General features: G+C 73.1%; 22 protein-coding genes. 4 read left to right on the forward strand and 18 right to left on the reverse strand.

The features are described from left to right. The first annotated feature begins 389 nt into the window (after positions 1-389). Entirely contained in the window at positions 390-857 is a 468-nt protein-coding gene (locus tag RWK90_RS01750; protein ID WP_314034740.1) for a M23 family metallopeptidase, read from the forward strand. A gap of 21 nt (positions 858-878) precedes the next feature. On the opposite strand, the gene RWK90_RS01755 is transcribed toward RWK90_RS01750, so the two are convergent. From RWK90_RS01755 to ftsY, 17 genes are all read right to left on the reverse strand, one after another. Next, positions 879-1,838, reverse strand: a complete 960-nt coding sequence (locus RWK90_RS01755) for a tyrosine recombinase XerC (RefSeq protein ID WP_314034742.1) — start codon at positions 1,836-1,838, stop codon at positions 879-881. Between the two features lie 79 nt (positions 1,839-1,917). After that, complete coding sequence (gene dprA / locus RWK90_RS01760; RefSeq protein WP_314034074.1) at positions 1,918-3,141, reverse strand: DNA-processing protein DprA; 1,224 nt, start codon at positions 3,139-3,141, stop codon at positions 1,918-1,920. Beyond that, positions 3,141-4,658: a YifB family Mg chelatase-like AAA ATPase gene (locus RWK90_RS01765; protein ID WP_314034076.1), complete on the reverse strand. Its 1,518-nt coding sequence runs from the start codon at positions 4,656-4,658 to the stop codon at positions 3,141-3,143. The genes dprA and RWK90_RS01765 overlap by 1 nt, the downstream gene beginning before the upstream one ends. Positions 4,659-4,660: 2 nt before the next feature. Continuing rightward, positions 4,661-5,056 (reverse strand): YraN family protein, encoded by a 396-nt coding sequence (locus RWK90_RS01770; RefSeq protein ID WP_314034078.1) that lies wholly within the window; start codon positions 5,054-5,056, stop codon positions 4,661-4,663. Positions 5,057-5,197: 141 nt separating this feature from the next. Continuing rightward, positions 5,198-5,503: a DUF2469 domain-containing protein gene (locus RWK90_RS01775; protein ID WP_007632861.1), complete on the reverse strand. Its 306-nt coding sequence runs from the start codon at positions 5,501-5,503 to the stop codon at positions 5,198-5,200. Beyond that, positions 5,500-6,207: a ribonuclease HII gene (locus tag RWK90_RS01780; protein WP_396230252.1), complete on the reverse strand. Its 708-nt coding sequence runs from the start codon at positions 6,205-6,207 to the stop codon at positions 5,500-5,502. Before RWK90_RS01780 ends, RWK90_RS01775 begins: the two co-directional genes overlap by 4 nt. Then, positions 6,204-6,968: a signal peptidase I gene (gene lepB, locus RWK90_RS01785; protein ID WP_314034083.1), complete on the reverse strand. Its 765-nt coding sequence runs from the start codon at positions 6,966-6,968 to the stop codon at positions 6,204-6,206. Before lepB ends, RWK90_RS01780 begins: the two co-directional genes overlap by 4 nt. Before the next feature lie 62 nt (positions 6,969-7,030). Next, complete coding sequence (rplS, locus tag RWK90_RS01790) at positions 7,031-7,372, reverse strand: 50S ribosomal protein L19 (RefSeq protein ID WP_007632870.1); 342 nt, start codon at positions 7,370-7,372, stop codon at positions 7,031-7,033. Between the two features lie 162 nt (positions 7,373-7,534). After that, positions 7,535-8,323, reverse strand: coding sequence for a tRNA (guanosine(37)-N1)-methyltransferase TrmD (gene trmD / locus RWK90_RS01795; RefSeq protein ID WP_314034746.1), 789 nt, complete (start codon positions 8,321-8,323; stop codon positions 7,535-7,537). A gap of 35 nt (positions 8,324-8,358) precedes the next feature. Next, positions 8,359-8,892 carry a ribosome maturation factor RimM gene (rimM, locus tag RWK90_RS01800; RefSeq protein WP_314034086.1) on the reverse strand — a complete coding sequence of 178 codons (534 nt, stop codon included), beginning with the start codon at positions 8,890-8,892 and terminating at the stop codon, positions 8,359-8,361. Between the two features lie 41 nt (positions 8,893-8,933). Continuing rightward, entirely contained in the window at positions 8,934-9,176 is a 243-nt protein-coding gene (locus tag RWK90_RS01805; RefSeq protein ID WP_314034088.1) for an RNA-binding protein, read from the reverse strand. 5 nt (positions 9,177-9,181) lie between these two features. Then, positions 9,182-9,676: a 30S ribosomal protein S16 gene (gene rpsP, locus RWK90_RS01810; RefSeq protein WP_314034090.1), complete on the reverse strand. Its 495-nt coding sequence runs from the start codon at positions 9,674-9,676 to the stop codon at positions 9,182-9,184. A 200-nt stretch (positions 9,677-9,876) separates the two neighbouring features. After that, the gene (ffh, locus tag RWK90_RS01815; protein ID WP_314034092.1) at positions 9,877-11,463 is read right to left on the reverse strand and encodes a signal recognition particle protein; all 1,587 of its coding nucleotides are present in this window, start codon (positions 11,461-11,463) and stop codon (positions 9,877-9,879) included. Positions 11,464-11,527: 64 nt separating this feature from the next. Beyond that, positions 11,528-13,903, reverse strand: a complete 2,376-nt coding sequence (locus RWK90_RS01820; protein WP_314034094.1) for a [protein-PII] uridylyltransferase — start codon at positions 13,901-13,903, stop codon at positions 11,528-11,530. A gap of 230 nt (positions 13,904-14,133) precedes the next feature. Continuing rightward, a complete protein-coding gene (locus RWK90_RS01825) occupies positions 14,134-14,472 on the reverse strand; it encodes a P-II family nitrogen regulator (RefSeq protein ID WP_314034096.1) in 339 nt (112 codons plus the stop codon). A 27-nt stretch (positions 14,473-14,499) separates the two neighbouring features. Continuing rightward, on the reverse strand, positions 14,500-15,792 hold the full coding sequence (locus RWK90_RS01830; protein WP_314034748.1) for an ammonium transporter: 1,293 nt from the start codon (positions 15,790-15,792) through the stop codon (positions 14,500-14,502). Between the two features lie 296 nt (positions 15,793-16,088). Then, the gene (gene ftsY / locus RWK90_RS01835) at positions 16,089-17,582 is read right to left on the reverse strand and encodes a signal recognition particle-docking protein FtsY (RefSeq protein WP_314034098.1); all 1,494 of its coding nucleotides are present in this window, start codon (positions 17,580-17,582) and stop codon (positions 16,089-16,091) included. A gap of 99 nt (positions 17,583-17,681) precedes the next feature. Between ftsY and RWK90_RS01840 the strand changes: the two genes are divergently transcribed. From RWK90_RS01840 to RWK90_RS01850, 3 genes are read left to right on the forward strand one after another with little or no spacing between them, the layout of a single operon-like run. Continuing rightward, entirely contained in the window at positions 17,682-18,413 is a 732-nt protein-coding gene (locus tag RWK90_RS01840; RefSeq protein WP_314034100.1) for a succinate dehydrogenase cytochrome b subunit, read from the forward strand. Next, a complete protein-coding gene (locus RWK90_RS01845) occupies positions 18,410-20,386 on the forward strand; it encodes a fumarate reductase/succinate dehydrogenase flavoprotein subunit (protein ID WP_396230253.1) in 1,977 nt (658 codons plus the stop codon). Before RWK90_RS01840 ends, RWK90_RS01845 begins: the two co-directional genes overlap by 4 nt. Beyond that, positions 20,383-21,126: a succinate dehydrogenase/fumarate reductase iron-sulfur subunit gene (locus RWK90_RS01850; protein ID WP_314034102.1), complete on the forward strand. Its 744-nt coding sequence runs from the start codon at positions 20,383-20,385 to the stop codon at positions 21,124-21,126. Before RWK90_RS01845 ends, RWK90_RS01850 begins: the two co-directional genes overlap by 4 nt. Positions 21,127-21,201: 75 nt before the next feature. Here the strand turns inward: RWK90_RS01850 and RWK90_RS01855 are convergent, their stop codons facing one another. After that, the gene (locus RWK90_RS01855) at positions 21,202-21,519 is read right to left on the reverse strand and encodes a helix-turn-helix transcriptional regulator (protein ID WP_069389232.1); all 318 of its coding nucleotides are present in this window, start codon (positions 21,517-21,519) and stop codon (positions 21,202-21,204) included. Positions 21,520-21,549: the final 30 nt, after the last annotated feature.

Here is a 21,549-nt window from a genome sequence, read left to right on the forward strand (position 1 = left end):
CGCGAAGTCGATCGACTCGAGAGCCGACCGCAGGGGAAGCATATCCCCTCCGGCCCTCCCCGCCAAGACGGGCCGCGGCGGGGCGCGGGCGCGTTCCCGGCCGCCCGGCCCGGTGCCCTGGGGATGGTCGTCCATCGTGTCCACAGGCGGCCGGTGGCCCCTGGCGGCTCAGCGTGGGGGTGCGGTGCACTCGGGGTGTGGAGATCATCCGGTTCCGTCGCGTGGGCGACCGCCGTCCGGGCCCCGCCGGCCCGGCGGTGGCCGGCCTCGTCGTCGTTTGCATCTTCGTCCTCGTCCTCGTCCTCGTCTCCGCGCTCCCGGTCACGGCTGTCGCCGCGCCGGTCGGGGTCCCCGCCACGGGGGCGGGGTCGGACGGGTCGGGGTCGGACGTGTCGGGGCGGGTGATGCGCTCTCCCCTGGCGGCGCCGGTGTCGGTGGTGACGGGGTTCGATCCCCCGGCGCAGCGGTGGCTGCCGGGGCACCGCGGCGTGGACCTCGCGGGGGCGCCCGGGTCTCCGGTCCTCGCGCCCGCCGACGGGACGGTGACCTTCGCGGGCGCGGTGGGGGGTCGGCCGGTGGTGTCGGTCGATCACGGCGGTGGGCTGCGTACGACCTACGAGCCGGTGACCGCGGAGGTCCGTGCGGGTGAGGTCGTCGCGGCGGGCGCGCGGATCGGCCGGCTCCGCGCCGGCCACCCGGGGTGTCCGGCGGTGGCGTGCCTGCACTGGGGCGCGCGGGTGGCCTCGGGTGGCCCGTCCGGTGACGACGACGACTACGTCGACCCGCTCGCCCTGTTGGCGGACACCCACCGGCCGATCCGGCTCAAGGCGACGATCCCCGGCGACGGCGTCGGCTGATCCCCGGTCCGCGCCGCGAGGTCAGGCGCGGGGATGGGCGCCTCGGTAGGCCGCCCGCAGGCGCTCCGCCGAGACGTGCGTGTAGATCTGGGTGGTGGCCGGCGTCGAGTGGCCGAGCAGCTCCTGCACGTGTCGCAGGTCCGCGCCGCCCTCGAGCAGATGCGTGGCCGAGGTGTGGCGGAGAGCGTGGGGCGAGATCCGCGGGGTGCCGGGCGTGGCCGCGCTGACCTCGTTGACGATCCGGCGTGCGGCGCGCGGGTCGAGTCGACCGCCGCGCGCCCCCAACAGCAACGCCGGCCCCGAGCGGCTGTTCGCCAGGGCCGGCCGAGCGGTGTCGAGCCAGGTGCGGAGCGCGCGGGCGGCGGGCACACCGTAGGGCACCGAGCGCTCACGGTCCCCCTTGCCGATCACCCGCAGGAGCCGACGCTCGGGGTCCACGTCGTCCACGTCGAGCCCGCACAGCTCCGCGACCCGGACGCCGCACGAGTACAGCAGCTCCACGACGAGGCGGTCGCGGACGGCGACGGGGTCGCCCTCGGCCGCCGCGAGCTCGCTGGTCCGGAGTGTCTCGCCCGCCTGGGCGGCGTCCAGGACCTCCGGCAGATGACGGCGGGCCCGTGGCGCCTCGAGCCGGGCCGCGACGTCGACCGACAGCAGACCGACGCGGGTCGCCCACGTGCTGAACGAGCGTGCGGCCGCGACCCGGCGCGCGATGGTCGACCGCGCGGCCCCCGCCGCGACCTGATCGGCGAGCCAGCCCCGCAGCGCGGGCAGGGTCAGCGCCGAGCCCAGGTCCGCGGCGGTGGTGAGACGCCCGTCGCCGCGCGCGAGCTGGCGGAGCAGTCCGCGCACGTCGGAGCGGTAGGAACGGGCGGTGGCCGCCGACCGCGACCGGCCGGTGAGCAGGTGCTCGACGAAATCGTCGAGCACCTGCTCGAGGTGGACGGGCAGGTCGGTCTCATCGTCCCCACCAGCACTCATCCGTCCCATAAATACCGATTGTCGCGGGCGGCCGCGGGCGGCGCAAGCGTGCGGCGCCGCCCGCGGGGCGCCCCGGACCTCACGACACCGGCAGGCTGAGTTGCATCCCACCGCCGCCGGACCTCCGCCAGCCCTCCGGGCCCCGCACGACCGCCCCGGTCGACGACAACCGCCCGAGTACCGCCCGCACCGTGGCCGGGGCGATCCCCGCCGACGCCGCGACCTCGGCGGGCGCGGCCCCGCCCGCCGTCGGCAACGCCTCGAGGACCCGCCGCGTCACGTCGTCGAGACCGTCCCACGGCGTCGCCTCCCCGGTCGGGGGCGGGGCCGTCTCCCCCATCCGGCCGGCCAGCTCGACGAGGTCGGCGGTCCGACCCACCAGGACCGCTCCGCGGTCCCGCAGGAGCAGGTGACACCCGACGGACGCGACCGACGTGACCGGCCCCGGGACCGCACCGACGGGACGATCGAGCGCCGCCGCCCACGCCGCCGTGCTCAGGGCACCGCTGCGGGCCGCCGCCTCGACCACCACCGTCGCCGAGGACAGCGCCGCGATGATGCGGTTGCGGTCGAGGAAGCGGTACCTGGTCACCCCGGTCCCCGGCGGCTGCGCCGAGATCACCGCCCCGGTCTCGGCGATCTCCCGGAGCAGACCGTCGTTACCCCGCGGGTAGAGGCGGTCGACCCCGCCGGCGAGGACCGCGACGGTCGTGCCCCGCACCCCGAGCACCGCGCGGTGGGCGGCCGCGTCGATGCCGAACGCCCCACCCGAGATCACGGTGAACCCCTCCGCTGACGCACCCGCGCCGAGATCCGCGGCGACCGTCCTGCCGTAGGGCGTCGGGGCGCGGGTCCCCACCACGGCCACGGACCTGCCCAGGGACGACGCGGGGTCGGCCGGCCCCCGCCACCACAGGCCCAACGGCCGCAGCGCGGTGGGCACCCCGCCCGCGCCGTTCCGCCGGCGTCCGCGCGGACGGTCCAGGGGCTGCAGTGCGTGCGCCGGCCACTCCGGGTCGCCCGGCACGATCAGGCGGGCGCCGACCCGGGCGGCCGCGTCGAGCAGCGCCGCACCGTCGACCAGGTCCCGGCGGGCCTGCGTCTGCGCTGTCAGCTCCTCCCCGGCCCGCCCCGTCCTGATCAACCGCCGCGCGGCGACCGGTCCGACGGAGTCCACCAGGTCCCACAGTTGGGCGGTGGGTCGCTCGGTCACGGCCCCCAGGTACGCGTACGACTCGCGGACCTCCCACGGCTCCGACCCGTCGCGCTCCCCGCCCGTCAGGGACGGCTCCTCCCCCGCCATCAGTCCTCACCCCGGAGCATCAGCGCCTCGGCCACGTGCGGCTCGCCCGGCACGGCGTCCCCGTCGAGGTCGGCGAGTGTCCACGCCAGTCGTAGGCACCGGTCGACGCCCCGCGCGGAGAGCACCCCGTGGGCGAGCGCCCGGTCGAGCGGTTGCAGCGCCTGACGCCCCGGCGCACGTACCGACCGGAGGACCCGGCCGGGGACCTCCGCGTTGGCCCGGGCACCCGCCGCCTCGGGGCACTCCGCCCACCTCTCGGCGGCGGCCGCTCGTGCCTCGGCCACCCTCGCGCGTACGACCGCGGTGTCCTCGACCTCCCCCACCGCGAACAGACCCGACCCGATCGGCAGGGTCCTGGCCGCGATGTCGATGCGGTCCCGCAGCGGGCCGGTCAGCGAGCGGCCGTACCTCCGCCGCGCATCGGGGGTGCAGGTGCACGCGTCCGGCCTCGAGCTGCCGCACGGACAGTCGTTGGCCGCCATCACCAGCTGGAACCGGGCCGGATACACCGCGATGCCGTCCCGACGTGCGATGCGCACCTCCCCGTCCTCCAGCGGGGTGCGCAGGCTGTCGAGCACCCGCGCGGGGAACTCGGCACACTCGTCGAGGAACAGCACCCCACGGTGCGCGAGCGTCACCGCCCCCGGGCGCGCCGTGTTGATCCCACCTCCCACGAGCGACGCGGCGGAGGCCGAGTGATGTGGGGCCACGAAGGGCGGGCGCCGCAGGAGCGGATCGCGCGGGGCGAGCCTGCCCATCACGGAGTGGACCGCCGTCGCCTCCAGCGCCTCGCGCTCGCCCAGATCCGGCAGGAGACCCGGGAGACGGCGCGCGAGCATGGTCTTGCCCGTTCCGGGCGCCCCGCGGAGCAGGAGCGCGTGGCCGCCCGCGGCCGCGACCTCCACCGCTCGGCGGCAATCGTCCTGCCCGTGCACCTCGGCGAGATCCTCACGAGGGCGTCCGCCCACCGCCCGGACCTCCGGCGCGTCGGAGACCAGTGCACCCCCGCCCCGGCTCCACACCGCGAGCATCGCCAGGGAGTCCACGCCGGCGGTGTCGATGCCACGGACCAACCGCGCCTCCGCGAGGTTCGCGGCCGGGACGATCGCCCGGGGCAGTCCGGCGTCCCGGGCGGCGAGCACGGCCGGGAGGACCCCACGTATCGGGCGGACTCGCCCGTCGAGGGCCAGCTCACCGACGAGCAGGGTGCCGTCGAAGCACGCGGCGGGCAGCTCCCCGGAGGCGGTGAGTGTGCCCACCGCGAGGGCCAGATCGAAGCCCGAACCCCGTTTGGGCAGGGCCGCCGGGGACAGGGACAGGACGACCTTGCCCGCCGGCCAGGACAGCCCGCTGTTGGTCACCGCCGCCCGCATCCGCTCCCGCGCCTGCAGGACCGCCGAGTCCGGGAGGCCGACGATGCTCACCCCCGGGAGGCCCCGTCCCACGTCCGCCTCCACCTCGACCATCTGACCGCCGACCCCGTGGAGGGTGACAGCCCAGCTGCGTCCGAGCGCCACGGCTACATCACGTCCTCGAACAGCTCGAGCCGGGGCCGGTCCGGATCCGAGAGGTCGACCCCGACCACGTCGAAGCACACCTGGCGCCACCGCCCCGGGTTCTCCGCCAACCACGCGCCCGCCAGCCGGCGCAGGCGGCGGAGCTTGTCCGCCGTGACGGATTCGGCGGGGGTGCCGAACCCCGCCCCCGCCCGCGAGCGCACCTCGACGAACCGCAACCTGCCCGCGGCGTCGAGCACGACGAGGTCAAGTTCACCGGTCGTGCAGCGCCAGTTCCGGCTGATCACCACCCCGCCCCGGGCCCGCAGCAGTGCGGCGGCGTGTTCCTCGCCCTGCCGCCCGCGCTCCTGTCGCGGATCCTTCCCGCCCCCGGCGGGCGTGGCCCCGTCCCCTGCCATCTCAGTCCTCCCGGCGACCCGGCCCGTCCGGGTCCGCCGCGGCACACCCTGCCGGACTGCAAGTGGCCCGGTCCGCTGCTCGCGGACCGGGCCGTCGTCTCCTGTGGAGACGGGTGGGGCTGTGGAGAACCGGGCGGGGTCCTACTCGGGCAGCCGGAGTTCGGGCTTGTCGAGCTCCTCGATGTTGACGTCCTTGAAGGTCAGCACGCGCACGTACTTGACGAAACGCGCAGGTCGGTACATGTCCCAGACCCAGGCGTCGGACATCCGGACATCGAAGTACACCTCCCCGTCGGCGGACCGGGGGATCAGTTCGACGGCGTTGGCGAGGTAGAAGCGCCGCTCCGTCTCGACGACGTAGGTGAACTGACCGACGATGTCCCGGTACTCGCGGTACAGGGACAGCTCCATCTCGGTCTCGTAGTTCTCCAGATCCTCGGCGCTCATCTCGTGCTGCTCCTCGAATGCGCCTGCGCGGCGCGACGGACGTTGGCGTACGACATCCGATGGATGTCGCTGGGACCGAGCTGCTCGATCGCCCTGGCGTGACCCGCGGTGCTGTACCCCTTGTGGGCGGCGAATCCGTATCCCGGATATCGCGAGTCGAGCTCCACCATAATCCGATCGCGCGTGACCTTCGCGAGGACACTCGCGGCGGCGATGGATGCGACCACCGCGTCACCCCCGATCACGGCGGTCGACTGGCATCCGAGACCGTCGACGGCGAAGCCGTCGGTGAGAACGAACCCGGGTCGCGGGTCCAGCGCGGCGACCGCGCGGCGCATCCCCTCGAGGTTGCAGCGGTGGATCCCCCGGGCATCGATCCGGTCGTGATCGATCACCACCACCGACACCGCCCTGGCTCGTCGCAGTACGGCGTCGTGGAGCCGATCCCGGGCGGCGGCGGTGAGCTTCTTGGAGTCGTCCAGATCGCGCAGCTCCGGATGGAGGCGGTCCCCCAACACACACGCGGCCACGACGAGCGGGCCCGCACAGGAGCCCCGTCCCGCCTCGTCGACGCCCGCGACCGGACCGAGTCCCCGCCGCGTGAGGGCGGCCTCCAGCGCGAGCCGACCGTCCCGGCGGGTCACCCGCGCGCGGGTCGGCAGCAGGCGCTGCCGGGCAGGACGCTCCGGGCGTGGGCGGGTCACCCCGCGCTGATGTCCGGCGAGGAGACCGTCCCGATCCTGTCGAACGGGAGGATGATCGCCCGGACCTTGCCGATGACGTTCTCCCCCGGGACGGTGCCCTGGTGCTCGTCCCCCATGTGGAAGCGGGAGTCCGCCGAGTTGCCGCGGTTGTCGCCCATCACCCAGTAGTTGCCCTCCGGGACGGTGACGGGCCCGAACGCGCAGTTCAACGGGTTCCGGGCCGGCGACGGGGACTCGTTGAGATAGGGCTCGACCAGAGGCTGGCCGTCCACGAGCAGGGACCCGTCGGGGGCGCACCCGCCCACCGTCTGTCCGCCCACCGCGATCACGCGCTTGACCATGTCGTTCTGGTCGGGCGGGACGATGCCTATCACGCCACCGATGTTCTGGAGGGTCCGGATGACGGGATTGTCCGAGCGGATGGACTGGTAGCCGTCGTTCCACGAGTCGGGCCCCTTGAAGACGACCACGTCCCCTGGTTCCGGGTCGCCGAACCGGTAGGTGATCTTGTCGACGAAGATCCGGTCTCCCGTACAGCCCGCGCAACCGTGCAGCGTGGGTTCCATCGACTCGGAGGGGATCTGGTAGACGCGACCGACGAAGGTCTGGAACACGAACACCAGGGCCAGGGCGATCACCACCAGCAGCGGAATCTCGATATACCAGGGCTGGCCCTTCTTCTCGACGCCGCGAGCCGGGGACCCGTGCTGACGGGGCCCCGGCTCGGCGGTGTCGGATCCGGGCGTATCGGTGCTGCTCACCCGGATGAGCGTAGTCGATCCCGCGCCGCCGACGGCGGCCGAGTCCGACGCGCTCTATGCGCTCAGCGCTTCTCCTTGATCTTCGCGGCCTTGCCGCGGAGCTCACGCAGGTAGTAGAGCTTGGCGCGGCGGACATCGCCGCGCACGAGGACGTCGATGCGGTCGATGTTGGGCGAGTGCACGGGGAACGTGCGCTCCACGCCGACGCCGAACGAGACCTTGCGGACGGTGAAGGTCTCGCGGACGCCGCCGCCCTGGCGACGGATCACGACGCCCTTGAAGACCTGGATGCGCTCCTTGGAGCCCTCGATGACCTTGACGTGCACGTCGAGCGTGTCGCCGGCACGGAACTCCGGGATGTCGTCCCGGAGGGACTTGTTGTCGATGAAGTCGAGAGTGTTCATTGTGTTCCTTGCATGTCAGGAATGAGGACAGAGGACCCTGGCGCCCACCTCCGGGCGGGTCGACCGGTTCGTGCCCCGGATCAGCGCGACCGTCCCCGGGCGCACCAGACGCCCGGAAGGTCAACCTCGCTAGTGTGCCATCCTCGTCGCGGGTGGCCCAAATCAGTCGCCGGCCGGGCTCCAGCCGAACTCGGCGAGCACCGCCAGGTCCGAGGCGTCCAGCGGGGCGTGTCGCAGCAGATCCGGGCGTCGTCGCGCGGTCCGGCGCAGCGATTCATCACGCCGCCACCGGGCGATCCGGGCGTGGTCCCCGCTCTTGAGCACCTCGGGTACCGCTCGGTCCCGCCACACCTCGGGGCGGGTGTAGCTCGGGCCCTCGAGCAGCCCGTCGGAGAAGGAGTCCTCCTCGTGACTGCGACGGTTGCCCAGGACGCCGGGCAGCAGGCGGACGACGGCCTCGGCGATCACCAGGACCGCGACCTCGCCACCGATGAGGACGTAGTCACCGATGCTGACCTCTTCGACGTCCATCCGTTCGGCGGCCTCGTCCACCACCCGCTGGTCGATCCCCTCGTAGCGTCCGCACGCGAACACGATCCGCCGCCGCCGGGCGTACCGGTGGGCGTCGGACTGGGTGAAGGGCCGGCCGGCGGGCGTCGGGACGATCAGCAGGGGGCGGGAGTCGGGATCCCGTTCGGGGACCTCCGCGGCCCCGGCGGGCGGGACGGGGACGAGGTCGTCGAGCGCGTCACCCCACACCGTCGGACGCATCACCATCCCCGGGCCACCGCCGAAGGGGGTGTCGTCCACGGACTTGTGCACGTCGTGCGTCCAGTCCCGGAGATCGTGGACGCCCACCTCGACGATCCCCCGGTCGACGGCGCGACCGAGCAGGGCGAGGTGGAGAGGGGCGAGATAGTCGGGGAAGACGGTGACGACGTCCAGTCGCATCACCGGCGAGGTCGTCCCGTCGGCGGCGGACCCGGTCATGCCGTGCCCAGGTCGAGCAGCCCCTCCGGCGGGTCGATCACACAGGTGCCGCCGGGGACGTCGACCTCGGGCACCATCTCGGTGACGAAGGGGACGAGGGCGTCACCGCCCCCGGTCAGGCGGATCGCCAGGAGTTCGCCCGCGGCGGTGTGGACGATCTCGGTCACCTCACCGAGCGCCTCGCCGGACGTGTCCAGCACCCGCAACCCGACGAGTTGGTGATCGTGGTACTCATCGGGGTCCTCCGGCGCGGGGAGGTCGGCGGAGTCCACCAGCAGGAGCATCCCCCGCAGCGAGTCGGCGGTGTCCCGGTCCGTCACCCCGGCCAGACGCACCAGAAGCCGCCCGGAGTGGTTCCGGGCGGCTTCGACGGTGACGTCACGGTCGGTCGCGCGCTCGCCGCGACCGAGACGACCGGTGAGGCGCGCTCCGGGTGCGAAGCGTTCCTCGGGTGAATCGGTGCGGACCTCCACCACGAGCTCCCCGCGGACGCCGTGTGACTTGACGACGCGTCCGACGACGAGATCCATGGTGTGTCAGGTCCTCCGGGTGTCGGCGTGCGGTATCGGGATCAGCGGTCGGTGTCGACGACGTCGACCCGGATGCCCTCGCCGCCGACGGCGGAGACGATGGTCCGGATCGCGGAGGCGGTCCGGCCTCCCCGGCCGATGACCCGGCCGAGGTCCTCGGGCGCGACCGCGACCCGGATCACGGTGCCGCGCCGACCGCCACTCGACCGCACGGCGACGGCGTCGGGATCCGACACGATACCGCGGACGAGGTGGTCGACGGCGTCGACGACCATGTCGTTCATCTCTCTCAGGCCTCGGCGGTCTCGGCGTCAGCAGCCGCGGTCTCACCCTCGGCGGACTCGGAGGCGGCGGCCTCCTGCTCGGCCTTCTTGGCCTCTTCGGCCTTCTTCGCCTTCTCGGCCTTGCGCTTGGAGGTGATGGCCTCGGCGGACGGCTCGCCCTGGGCCTCCTCGAGCGCCTTGTTGAACAGGTCCAGCTTCGAGGGCTTGGGCTCGGGGGTACGGAGGGTGCCCTCGGCGCCCTCGATGCCCTTGAACTTCTGCCAGTCGCCGGTGATCTTCAGCAGCTGCTCGACGGCCTCGGTCGGCTGCGCGCCGACGCCCAGCCAGTACTGCGCCCGGTCCGAGTCGATCTGGATGAAGCTCGGCTCCTCCTTCGGGCGGTAGAGGCCGATGGTCTCGATGGCGCGACCGTCGCGACGGGTGCGGGCGTCGGCGACGACGACCCGGTACTGCGGGTTGCGGATCTTGCCGAGTCGGGTGAGCTTGATCTTGACGGCCATAAGCGCGTCTCACTTCCTGTTGTGGGTCACGTGGCGATTCAGCGACGCCCGCGCTTCTCGCGGGGCCCGGTTTCGCCTTCCGGGTGACCGCCGTTCGGCCCGGAGCCCCGCACGCGGGGATCCACCGGTGACGGCGTCCAGCGGATCAGTCTAGACATCCCCCGTCCACGCACACCAATCGACGCGCGCGGGCGACGGGATCAGCGCTTGGGGAACTTGAGGTCGTCCAGATCGAAGCCCTCGAGCCCGGGCGGGAGCTGGTCCAGTCCCGGCGGCATCTGGGACAGGTCGGGCATCCCGCCCGGCATCCCCGGCATCCCACCCGGGGGCATCCCGGGCATGCCCGGCATCCCCGGCATCATGCCGCGGTTCTTGGGCGGCGTGGGACCGCGTCCCTTGCCCTTCCCCTTGCCCTTCTTGCCCTTGCGCTGGTTCTTGCGACCGGCGCCGGGCATCCCCATCTGGCCGGCCATCCGGCTCATCATCTTGCGGGCCTCGAAGAACCGGTCGACGAGCTGGTTGACGTCGGTGACGGTGACCCCCGAGCCGTTGGCGATGCGCTGCCGACGGGAGCCGTTGATGATCTTGGGATCGGCGCGTTCCTCGGGGGTCATGCCGCGGATGATCGCCTGGATGCGGTCCAGGTGCTTCTCGTCGATGTCCCCGACCGCGGCCTTCATGTCCTTGCCGCCGGGCAGCATCCCCAACAGGTTCCCGATGGGACCCATCTTGCGGATCATCATCATCTGGTCGAGGAAGTCCTCGAGGGTGAGTTCGCCCGACCCGATCTTGGCGGCGGTCTTCTCCGCCTCCTTGGCGTCGAAGACCGTCTCCGCCTGCTCGATGAGCGAGAGGACGTCGCCCATCCCGAGGATCCGGCTGGACATGCGGTCCGGGTGGAAGACGTCGAAGTCCTCGAGCTTCTCACCGTTCGAGGCGAACATGATCGGGGTGCCGGTGAGCTCGCGGACGCTGAGCGCGGCGCCGCCGCGCGCGTCGCCGTCGAGCTTGGTGAGCACGACACCGGTGAAGCCGACGCCCTCGCGGAACGCCTCGGCGGTGACGACCGCGTCCTGACCGATCATCGCGTCGAGGACGAAGAAGGTCTCGTGGGGCTGGACGGCGTCGCGGATGCCCCGTGCCTGGGCCATCATCTCCTCGTCGATGCCGAGGCGGCCGGCGGTGTCGACGATCACGACGTCGTGCATCTTGGCGCGCGCGTGGGCCAGTCCGCGCTGGGCGACCGACACCGGCTCCTGGATGCCGATCTCGGCGCCGTCCCCGCCCACGGAGGTGCCCGGGTGGGGGGCGAACGTCTGGACGCCGGCCCGCTCACCCACGATGCGCAGCTGGTCGACCGCTCCCGGACGCTGGAGGTCGCAGGCGACGAGGAGCGGCGTGTGCCCCTGGCCCTTCAGCCAGTGCGCCAGCTTGCCCGCCAGCGTGGTCTTACCCGCGCCCTGGAGGCCGGCGAGCATGATGACGGTGGGCGGCTGCTTGGCGAACTCGATCCGGCGGGCCTCGCCGCCGAGGATCGCGGTGAGCTCCGCGTCGACGATCTTGACGACCTGCTGGGCCGGGTTGAGGGCCTCGGATACCTCGGCACCCTTGGCCCGCTCCTTGACCCGGGAGATGAAGGCGCGCACGACGGGCAGCGCGACGTCCGCCTCGAGCAGCGCGAGTCGGATCTCGCGGGCCGTCGCGTCGATGTCGGCATCGCTCAGCCGACCCTTTCCGCGCAGGTCCTTGAGCGCACCAGTGAGGCGGTCGGACAAGGATTCGAACACGGCAACAGCTCCCTGGTTCGCGTCCCGGGAGCGCGCGCGTCCCGGCGTCGTCGGCGACGACTGATCACAGGGTATCGGCATGCGCGACGACGGGCGTCGCTGGCTCGGCTCCCGGGAGCAGCGATTCGACCTGACCGGCCGTGCTGAGCACCGCGCCGGGCCCCGACAGCGCGAAGACGTCCTCCACCGCGGCCCCCCGTGTGCGGACCACGACCCAGTCGATCCGGGCCCCTGTCTGCAGGATGGCGGACACGATCCGGGCGAACAACCCGGGCCGGTCCTCCGCGCGGACCTCCATGAGGACGCCGTCGGCGTCGGAGCGGTGGCCCACGAGGACCGATGACCTGGCCCTCGGGGGCCCGATCGGCAGCGACTCGCCCCGTGCGAGCGCCGAGCGCAGTGACGCCGGCAGTCCGGCGTCGATGGCCCGTCGCAGGTCCTGGCGCAGGACGCGGGCGTCGACGGGGTCGCCGAACCGGGTCGAGACCGTCATCCGCGCACGCATCCCGCCGGGGGGACGCAGGTCGATCTCGGCGTCGACGATCTCCAGGCGGTGGGCCGCCAGGACCTCCGCCGCCACGGCCAGCGACCGGCCGGCTCCCGGCGCGACGAGGGTGACCTCGTGGGTCGTGCCGGTACCGGCGGCGCTGAGCTCGACCACCACGTCGGGGGGCCCGTGTCGCCTCGACGCCCGCACCGTCGGCGCCCGCACCGCCGCCCGGCTGGGGCCGACCAGCTGCCGACACGCCGCGACGAGGGCGGCGTGGACGCCCTCGCGACCCGCCGTCCACACCGTCGGGCCCGTGGCGAGGGAATCGGCCTCCGTGAGCGCGGCCAGGACGTCCAGGGCGACGGTGTCCCAGTCGAGCGCGTCGAGGACGGCCTGGGCGGTCGCCGGGTCGGTGGGGTCGCGCTGTGCCGCGGTGCGGGCGAGCAGCAGGTGGTGGCGGACGAGCCGTTCCAGGGTCTGGGTGTCGCGCACGCTTAACCCCATCCGTTCGGCGATCGGCCGGATCATGATCGCGCCGTTCTCGCTGTGATCGCCCTCGCGGGCTTTGCCGAGGTCGTGCAGCAGTGCGGCGAGCAGCAGCAGATCGGCGCGGGCGACCGAGGTCGTGAGGCGCGAGGCCTCCACCGCCGTCTGCACCAGGTGCCGGTCGACGGTGTAGACGTGGGTGCGTTCGCGCGCGGGGAGGTCGCGCACACCGGACCATTCCGGCAGCATCCGCTCCCACAGTCCGCAACGGTCGAGGGCCTCGTGGACGGGGATCTGCGCCTCCCCGGAGCCCAGGAGGACCAGCAGGTCGGACAGGGCCTCGGCGGGCCACCTCCCCTCGGGGGCGGGGCTCCGCTCGGCCAGGACGCCGAGAGTCGAGCCCGCGACGGGGAGGGCGAACCGCGCTGCGGCCGCCGCCACCCGCAGCGGCAACCACGGGTCCTCCGAGACCCGGGCGCCCCGGGCCAGAGCCACCTCGCCCGCGTGCTCGACGACACCGTCATCGAGCGGTCTGCGGACCGGTGAACGCCGCAGCAGGCCGGTGAAGCCGCGGGTCGACAGCGTGGCGCACGACCCACGGATCGCCTGGTCCGCGGTGAAGGCGATCGTGCGGGAGGCGTCGCTGAGGGCCCGGGCGAGATCGAACCGGTCGCCCAGACCGAGCGCGCGACCGACCTCGTCCCCGTACTCCGCGTGCAGCACCTCGCGGGGCCGCCCGGCCGCCCGGTGGAGTTCGGTGCGGGCGTCGAGGACGAGTCGGTGCGCGGCGGCCATACCCCCGGGGACCACCGGGCGGCCGTCGCTCAGGTGCGCCAGGGCGAGCGCGGTGACGAGCTGCACGTCGCGTAAACCGCCCGCGCCGTTCTTCAGGTCGGGCTCGCTGCGGTGCGCGATGACCCCGGCGCGGTGTCGGCGGGCCGCGGCCGCCGCCACGAGGTCGTCGAAGCGGGTGGCGATCTGATCCCGCCACTGCCTGCGGGCGCCGTCGACGACCAGCGCACCGAGATCCGCGTCGCCCGCGATCACCCGCGCGTCGAGCAGGCTCAGGCCCACCGAGACGTCCGCCGCCGCCACCGCCAGGCACTGGTCGACGGTGCGGACGCTGTGGTCGAGACCGACCCCGGAGTCCCACAGGGGATACCACAGGGCGTCGGCGAGCTCGCCGACGTCGCGGTCCGTGCGGCGCTCGTGGACCAGCACCAGGTCGAGGTCGGAGTGCGGGAGAACCTCCCTGCGGCCGAGCCCGCCGAACGCGACCAGTGCGAAACCCGAGCCCGGGTCGACCCCGGCCTCCTCCGCCAGCCTGGCCAGTTCCATCTCGTAGAGCTCGCACAGGGCGTCCCGCAGCGCCGCGGCCGGCAGAGCCTCCCGCCCCGCGGCGAGGATCCGCGCGCGACCGGACCGCAGTGCCGTGGCGCGTCCGTCGTCCGCCGTCGCCGTCATCGGTGCCCTCCTTCCCGCGTCCGGTCCCGCGTCCACTTCCGGGCGGGTCGTCGGGTTCCAGCGTCCCGCGGCCGTGTCACCCCGCCGCGGCGGGCGTGTTTCGCCTTTGTGAACGCCCCCGCACGGCGGCGCGCGAGCACCGGGAGCCGTGGGGCACACGTCGGCGCGCGGGCCGCCTCGTCCGGAGGCGACCCGCGCGCTGGCGGTGTGGGTGCGGCAGTGGGGCCCGCTCAGATGGCGTCGGCGCCCTCCTCGCCCGTGCGGACACGGACGATGCTCTCGACGGCGGTCACCCAGACCTTGCCGTCACCGATCTTGCCGGTGCGGGCCGCGTCGACGATCAGCTGGACGACCGTCGGTGCGGTGTCGTCGTCGACCACCACCTCGACCCGGATCTTGGGGACGAAGTCGACGGCGTACTCGGCGCCTCGGTAGACCTCGGTGTGGCCCTTCTGTCGGCCGTAGCCCTGGACCTCGCTGATGGTCAGTCCGTGGATGCCGGCCTGCTCGAGGGCGGCCTTGACGTCGTCGAGCGTGAACGGCTTGACGATCGCGGTCACGAGCTTCATGTCGTGGTTCCTTTCGAGGTGGTCGGGTCAGCGGATGAGCGCGCTGGTGGAGGGCTCGTACGCGGTCTCCGCGTGCTGGGCGCCGTCGATGCCGGCCTGCTCGTCCGCCTTGTCGATCCGCCATCCGAGGGGGCGGCAGATCGCCCAGGCGATCGCGGTCATCACCGCGGTGAACACGAGCGCCGCGACGGCGATCACGATCTGGACCACGAGGAGCTTCCATCCGTCGCCGGAGTAGAAGATCCCGGGGGCGGTGTCGAAGGTGCCGGTGGCGAACAGCCCGATCGCTATCGTGCCCCACAGGCCGGCGACCAGGTGGACGCCCACCACGTCGAGAGCGTCGTCGTAGCCGAACCGGTGCTTGAGCCCCACCGCGAGAGCGGACAGGACGCCCGCGATCGCACCGAGCGCGATGGCGCCGAGCGGGTGGACCGAACCGGCGGCCGGGGTGATGGCGACGAGGCCGGCGACGACACCGGAGGCGGCGCCGAGGCTGGTGGCGTGGCCGTCACGGATCCGCTCCGCCAGGAGCCAGCCCAGCATCGCGGCGGCCGTCGCGGCGGTCGTGTTGACCCAGGCGAGGCCCGCGGTGCCGTTGGCGCCGAACGCCGAGCCGGCGTTGAACCCGAACCAGCCGAACCAGAGAAGGGCCGCGCCGAGCATCACCAGGGGCAGGCTGTGGGGGCGGAAGGCGGTGCGTCCGAAGTCGAGCCGCTTGCCGATCAGCAACACCAGCACCAGGGCGGCCATGCCGGCGTTGATGTGCACGACGGTTCCGCCGGCGAAGTCGATGGGGCCCACGGCGGCGGTCAGACCACCCTCGCCGTCGTCGACCGTCCCGAAGATCATCGCGGCGAGCCCACTGTCCGAGTGGGAGAGCAGCCCGCCGCCCCACACCATGTGGGCGAGCGGGAAGTAGGCCAGGGTCACCCACACGCCGGCGAACGCGAGCCACGTGCCGAACCGGACGCGCTCGGCGATCGCGCCGGAGATCAGCGCGACGGTGATGATCGCGAACGTGACCTGGAAGGCCACGTCGACGACCTGCGGGTAGGCACCGAGCCCCTGCACCCAGCCGGAGGCGTCACCGATGACGCCAGAGAGGCCGAACATCTCGAAGGGGTTGGCGAACAGTCCGGCCACGGACTGGCTGCCGTAGGACATCGACCAGCCCCACAGCAGGTAGATGACGCCGATCAGGCCCATGGTGCCGAACGACATCATCATCATGTTGAGTACCGACTTCTGCCGGGACATGCCGCCGTAGAAGAGCGCCAGGGCTGGCGTCATGAGCAGCACCAGGGATGCCGCCATGAGCATCCAGGCCGTGTCTCCCGTATCGAACTCCGGCGTCGCCTCCTGGGCGAGCAACGCGACACTGTCACCTATCACGGTGCGGTCCTCCTCATTTCATCGCGTGGTGAGCGTCTTCTCGCTCCCCGGTCGCCTGTAGAGGTTTCCGCTGCCGTGTTGCGGTAGATGTGCGCGTGTGTTTCCTGGCGGTTACACGCGGCGGGCCCCGGTTCCGGTTGTGTGTCGCGGCCCGCCGCGCCCGTTCCCACGACCGCTGCCCCACCCGGTCGTCCCGCCGGGCCGGGTGGCCCGGGGGCGGGGGTCTACGTCCCGAGCAGGGCGTCCACGAACGCCTCGGGGGTGAACGGCGCCAGGTCGTCGGCGCCCTCCCCCAGTCCGACGAGCTTGACCGGCACACCGAGCTCGTGCTGGACCTGGAAGACGATCCCGCCCTTGGCGGTGCCGTCGAGCTTGGTGAGCACGACGCCGGTGATGTCGACGACCTCCTTGAACACGCGCGCCTGCATGAGCCCGTTCTGTCCGGTGGTGGCGTCGATCACCAACAGGACCTCGTCGACGGGGGTCTTCTTCTCCACCACTCGTTTGACCTTGCCGAGCTCGTCCATGAGGCCGGTCTTGGTGTGGAGCCGACCGGCGGTGTCCACGAGCACGGCGTCCACGCCGGTCTCGACCCCGCGGGTCACCGCGTCAAAGGCGACGGAGGCGGGATCCGCGCCCTCCTTGCCGCGGACCACCTCGGCGCCCACCCGCTCGGCCCAGGTCTGGAGCTGATCCGCCGCGGCGGCGCGGAACGTGTCCGCCGCGCCGAGGAGGATCTCGCGACCGTCGGCGACGAGGACGCGGGCGAGTTTGCCGGTTGTGGTGGTCTTGCCGGTGCCGTTGACGCCGACGACGAGGAGGACGGCCGGCGTCCCGTCGTTCGGCAGCGCACGCAGCGAGCGGTCGAGTTCGGGGTGGAGGTTGTCGATGAGGGTCTGCCGCAGCAGATCGCGCACCTCGGCCTCGGTGCGGACCTGTCGGGTGGCGATCTCCGCCCGCAGGCGGTCCACGACGAGCTCGGTGGTGGCCGAACCGAGGTCGGCCATGATCAGCGTGTCCTCGATCTCCTCCCAGGCGTCCTCGTCGAGATCGCCGGCGCCGAGGAGACCCAGCAGGCCCTGGCCCACAGTGTTCTGCGACCGCGCGAGGCGGCCCCGCAGGCGGTCGAGGCGGCCGGCGGCCGGGTCGATGCGCTCGACCGGGGCGACCGGCTCCGGGGTCCCGGTCACCGTCTCCGGGGGCGCCGGGATCTCCTCGTCGGGCACCTCGGGCGGGACCACGACGGGCTCGACCGGGGCGGGCTCGACGACCTCGGTGGCCTCGGTCGGGCCGGGATCGACGTCCGGCTCGGGCGCGGGGACGGCCGTCTCGGGCGCGGTGTCCGGCGCGGTCGCAGGGGCGGCCGCGGGTTCGGCGGCGGGTTCGGCGGCGGGGGCCGCCCCCGTCGCAGCGGACGGCGGCGCGGGGGGCCGTGGGGCCGGTGTCGCCGGCGGCAGGTCCTCCCGCGGCGTCGGGTCACGGCGCACCGGCTCCCTGGGCGGGGCCGCCGTGGCGCCGCCCCCTCCCTGGGCGAACGAGAACCCCGTCCCGGCCTGGTAGTTGCCGGAGCGCTCCTCACGGGTGAGCTCCTTGCGCTCCTCGGCCCGGGTGAGGGAGATCTGCCGCTTCTTGCGCAGCTGCAGTCCCACGACGAGCGCGATGACGGCGAGCAGCAGCACCGCGGCGACGGCGATGATGATCCAGGTGGTGGTAGTCACGGTGTCCAGTATGGCCGACACCACCCGCCTCCATCCCGGCCCCGGGGGGCTGGGACAGACCTAGACTGGCGCCTGTCGCCGAGTCCGGGAGGAGCGCCAGTGGTCGAGGTCTCCGCCCCGTCGGGGTCACCGCCCGGGCAACGCCGCCCCGTGCGCCGCGCCCCGGTGGTGCCCACCTGGCTCGCCAAGACCGTCATGGCGCTCACGGGCCTGCTCTTCACCGTGTTCGTGGTGGCGCACATGATCGGCAATCTGAAGGTGTTCGGCGGAGCGCCGGGTTTCGACGGGTACGCCGCGTGGCTGCGTACCCTGCTGTACCCCCTCGTCCCCCACGGGGGCGTCCTGTGGACCCTGCGCGTGCTGCTGCTGGTGAGTCTGGTGCTGCACGTGTGGTTCTCGCTGCTGTTGCTGCGTCGCTCCCGGGCGTCCGCGGGCCCGCACCGACGCCGTACGGGGCTCACCGCCGGCTCGTTCGGCGCGCGGTCGATGCTGCTCACCGGCGTGGTGGTGCTGCTCTTCGTCGTCGTCCACGTCCTGGACATGACCACGGGCACCGCCCCGGTCTCCCCGGAGGCGTTCGAACCCGGCTCCGCGTACGGGAACCTGGTGGCCAGCTTCTCGCGCCCCTGGATGGCCGTCTTCTACGCACTCACCATGGTGGTGCTCGCCGTGCACGTGGCCCACGGGGTCCGCACGGCGGCCGGTGACCTCGGGGTGACCGGCGTGCGCAGCCGCGCGGTGATCACCCTGTTGGGCGGGATCGCGGCGGTGGCGGTCCTCCTGGGCAACGCCGCGATCCCGGTCGCGGTCCAGGCCGGGTGGCTGACGTGACGTTCTCCCCTCCCCCGGTCCTCGTCCCCGGCGCGCGGGCGGGCGGCATCCTCGCCCCGGGCACCCCGGAGGGGGACCCGGCCACCGCGTGGTCGAGACGGCGTGACGGCTACCGGCTCGTCGCGCCGGCCAACCGTCGGCGCTTCCACGTGGTGGTGGTGGGCACGGGCCTGGCCGGCGCCGGGGCCGCCGCGGCGCTCGGCGAACTCGGCTACCGGGTGACGGCGTTCACCTACCACGACGCCGCCCGCCGCGCGCACTCCGTCGCGGCCCAGGGCGGCATCAACGCCGCCCGCGCCCGCCGCGTGGACGGGGACTCGGTGGCCAGGTTCGTCGCCGACACCGTCTCGGGTGGGGACTTCCGCGGCCGGGAGGCCGAGGCGTTCCGGCTGGGCGAGGAGTCGGCGCGCGTGATCGACCACTTCTCGGCCATCGGGACCCCGTTCGCCCGCGAGTACGGCGGCGTCCTGTCCACCCGGTCCTTCGGCGGCGTGCAGGTCTCGCGCACGTACTACTCCCGCGGGCAGACCGGCCAGCAACTGCAGATCGCGGGCGTCCAGGCCCTGCAGCGGCAGATCCGTGCCGGCGCCGTGACGCTGCACACCCGCCACGAGATGCTCGACCTCGTCGTCGACGATTCGGGGTGCCACGGTGTGGTGGTCCGCGACCTGGTGTCCGGCCACATCCGGGCCGAGACCGCGCACGCGGTCGTCCTCGCGACCGGCGGCTACGGGACCGTCTTCCACGACTCCACACTCGCGATCCACTCCAACGCCTCGGCGGTGTGGCGCGCGCACCAGCGGGGGGCCCTGTTCGCCTCACCGTCGTTCGTGCAGTTCCACCCCACCGCGCTGCCCAAGGACAACGACTGGCAGGCCAAGACGATCCTCATGAGCGAATCGTTGCGCAACGACGGCCGCGTCTGGGTCCCGCTCCACGACGGCGACGACCGGCCGCCCGGGGAGATCCCGGACGCCGACCGCGACTTCTTTCTCGAGCGCCGATATCCCGCCTTCGGCAACCTCGTGCCCCGCGACGTGGCCTCCCGGGCGATCACCTCCGAGATCCGTGCCGGGCGAGGGGTGGGGCCACGCCGCAACTCCGTCTACCTGGACTTCCGTGACGCCCTGTCCCGCGACGGGCGCCGGACGATCACCGAGCGCTACGGCAACCTGTTCGAGTTGTACGCCCACGCCACCGGCGAGGACCCGTACGCCGTACCCATGCGCATCGCGCCGACGTGCCACTTCACGATGGGCGGGCTGTGGAGCGACTTCGACCTGCAGACGTCGATCCCCGGCCTGTTCGTCGGCGGCGAATGCGGCTGGGCGTATCACGGCGCGAACCGACTCGGTGCGAATTCCCTGCTCAGCGCGAGCGTCGACGGCTGGTTCACCCTTCCGTACTCGGTGCCGGCGCACCTGGCCACCCGCCTCGGGGACGACCTGCCGGGCGACGACGACGAGGTGGTCGTGGCCGCCGTGGCCCGCGCCCGGACGCGGGTGCGGAACCTGCTCGCGGTGGGCGGCTCGACCGGGCCCGAACACTTCCACCGTGAGCTCGGCGAGATCCTCTACTCGGGCTGCGGCGTCACACGAACGGCCGACGGCCTGACCCGGGCGCTCGAGCGCATCCGTGACCTGCGGACCCGGTTCTGGACTGGCCTGCGGGTCACGGGCGCAGGCGGTCACCTGAACCAGGTGCTCGAACTGGCCGGGCGGGTCGCCGACTTCCTCGAACTGGCGGAACTGATGTGCGTGGATGCGCTGGACCGGGACGAGTCGTGCGGCGCCCACTTCCGCGACGAGCACCAGACGCCCGACGGCGAGGCCCGGCGGGACGACCGTCGGTGGGCCTTCGCCTCCGCCTGGGCCTCCGAGGGCGATGACCGTGGCGGGCCCCGGTCCTTCACCCGCCACGCCGAACCGCTGGAGTTCTCGGCGGTCGCCCCCACCGCGAGGGATTACCGATGAGGCTCACCCTGCGAATCTGGCGACAGTCCGGGCCCGACATGGCCGGGCGGTACGAGGAGTTCGAGGTCCACGACGCCCGGCCGGAGATGAGTGTCCTGGAGTTGCTCGACGTCCTCAACGCCGACCTGGTGGACGCGGGCGTCGAACCGGTGGCGTTCGACTCCGACTGCCGTGAGGGGATCTGCGGGGCCTGCGGCGTCACCGTCGACGGACGCCCCCACGGTCCCGCGGAGAACACCCCGTCGTGTCACCAGCGGCTGACCCCCTACGCCGACGGGGACACCCTGCGCATCGAACCGCTTCGCGCCGCCGTGTTCCCCGTCCTCCGCGATCTGGTGGTGGACCGGTCCGCTCTGGACGGGGTCGTCGAGTCCGCGGCCCATGTGGGAATCCCGGCCGGCGCCGCCCCGGACGCGGACTCGACCCTCCAGGGTCACGACACGGCGGAGACCGCACTGGACTTCGCGGCGTGCATCGGGTGCGGGGCGTGTGTGGCGGCCTGCCCCAACGGCTCGGCCAACCTGTTCGTGGGGGCCAAACTCGGGCACCTCGCCCTCATGCCCGTCGCGGGCGCCGACCGCGCGGCCCGCGCCCGCGAGATGGTCAGCGCCGCCGACGAGGAGTTCGGTCCCTGCTCGCTCTACGGGGAGTGCTCGCGGGTGTGCCCGGCGGGGATCCCGCTGCGGGCGATTGGCGTGGTCAACCGTGAACGGCTCCGGGCGGTCTTCCGGCGCTCGTGAGCGAGCGGCGACGCCTCGGTCACGTGCACGGAGGCCGGCACGTCGCACTCGGGCGACGACCGGGCCGTCCGTGACCTAGACGTCGTCCTCCCCGACCGGGCCGCCCTCTGCCTCCCAGGTGTCGATCATCTCGACCTTGGTCCGCGTGAACTTGCGACGCACACCCACTCCCCCTCGGTCGCTCTCCGGGATGAACCGGGCGCCGAAGTAGGTCAGGGCGTCGGTCAACGCCTGCACCTCGGCCGCGTCGAGTGCGCCCACTCCCCGTTCGTACTCGCGGATCCGCTGCTCGTCCAGTCCGGAGCGCAGCGCCACCACCTTGGTGGAGACGAGGCACAACGCGCGCGCCGCGCGCGCCAGACTGGGGTCCATGAACAGTTCTCTCTGAGGCATGACCCCATGATGCCGAATCCGACACCGCAG

Source organism: Dietzia sp. CH92 (assembly GCF_032248695.1).
Taxonomy (GTDB): Bacteria; Actinomycetota; Actinomycetes; order Mycobacteriales; family Mycobacteriaceae; genus Dietzia.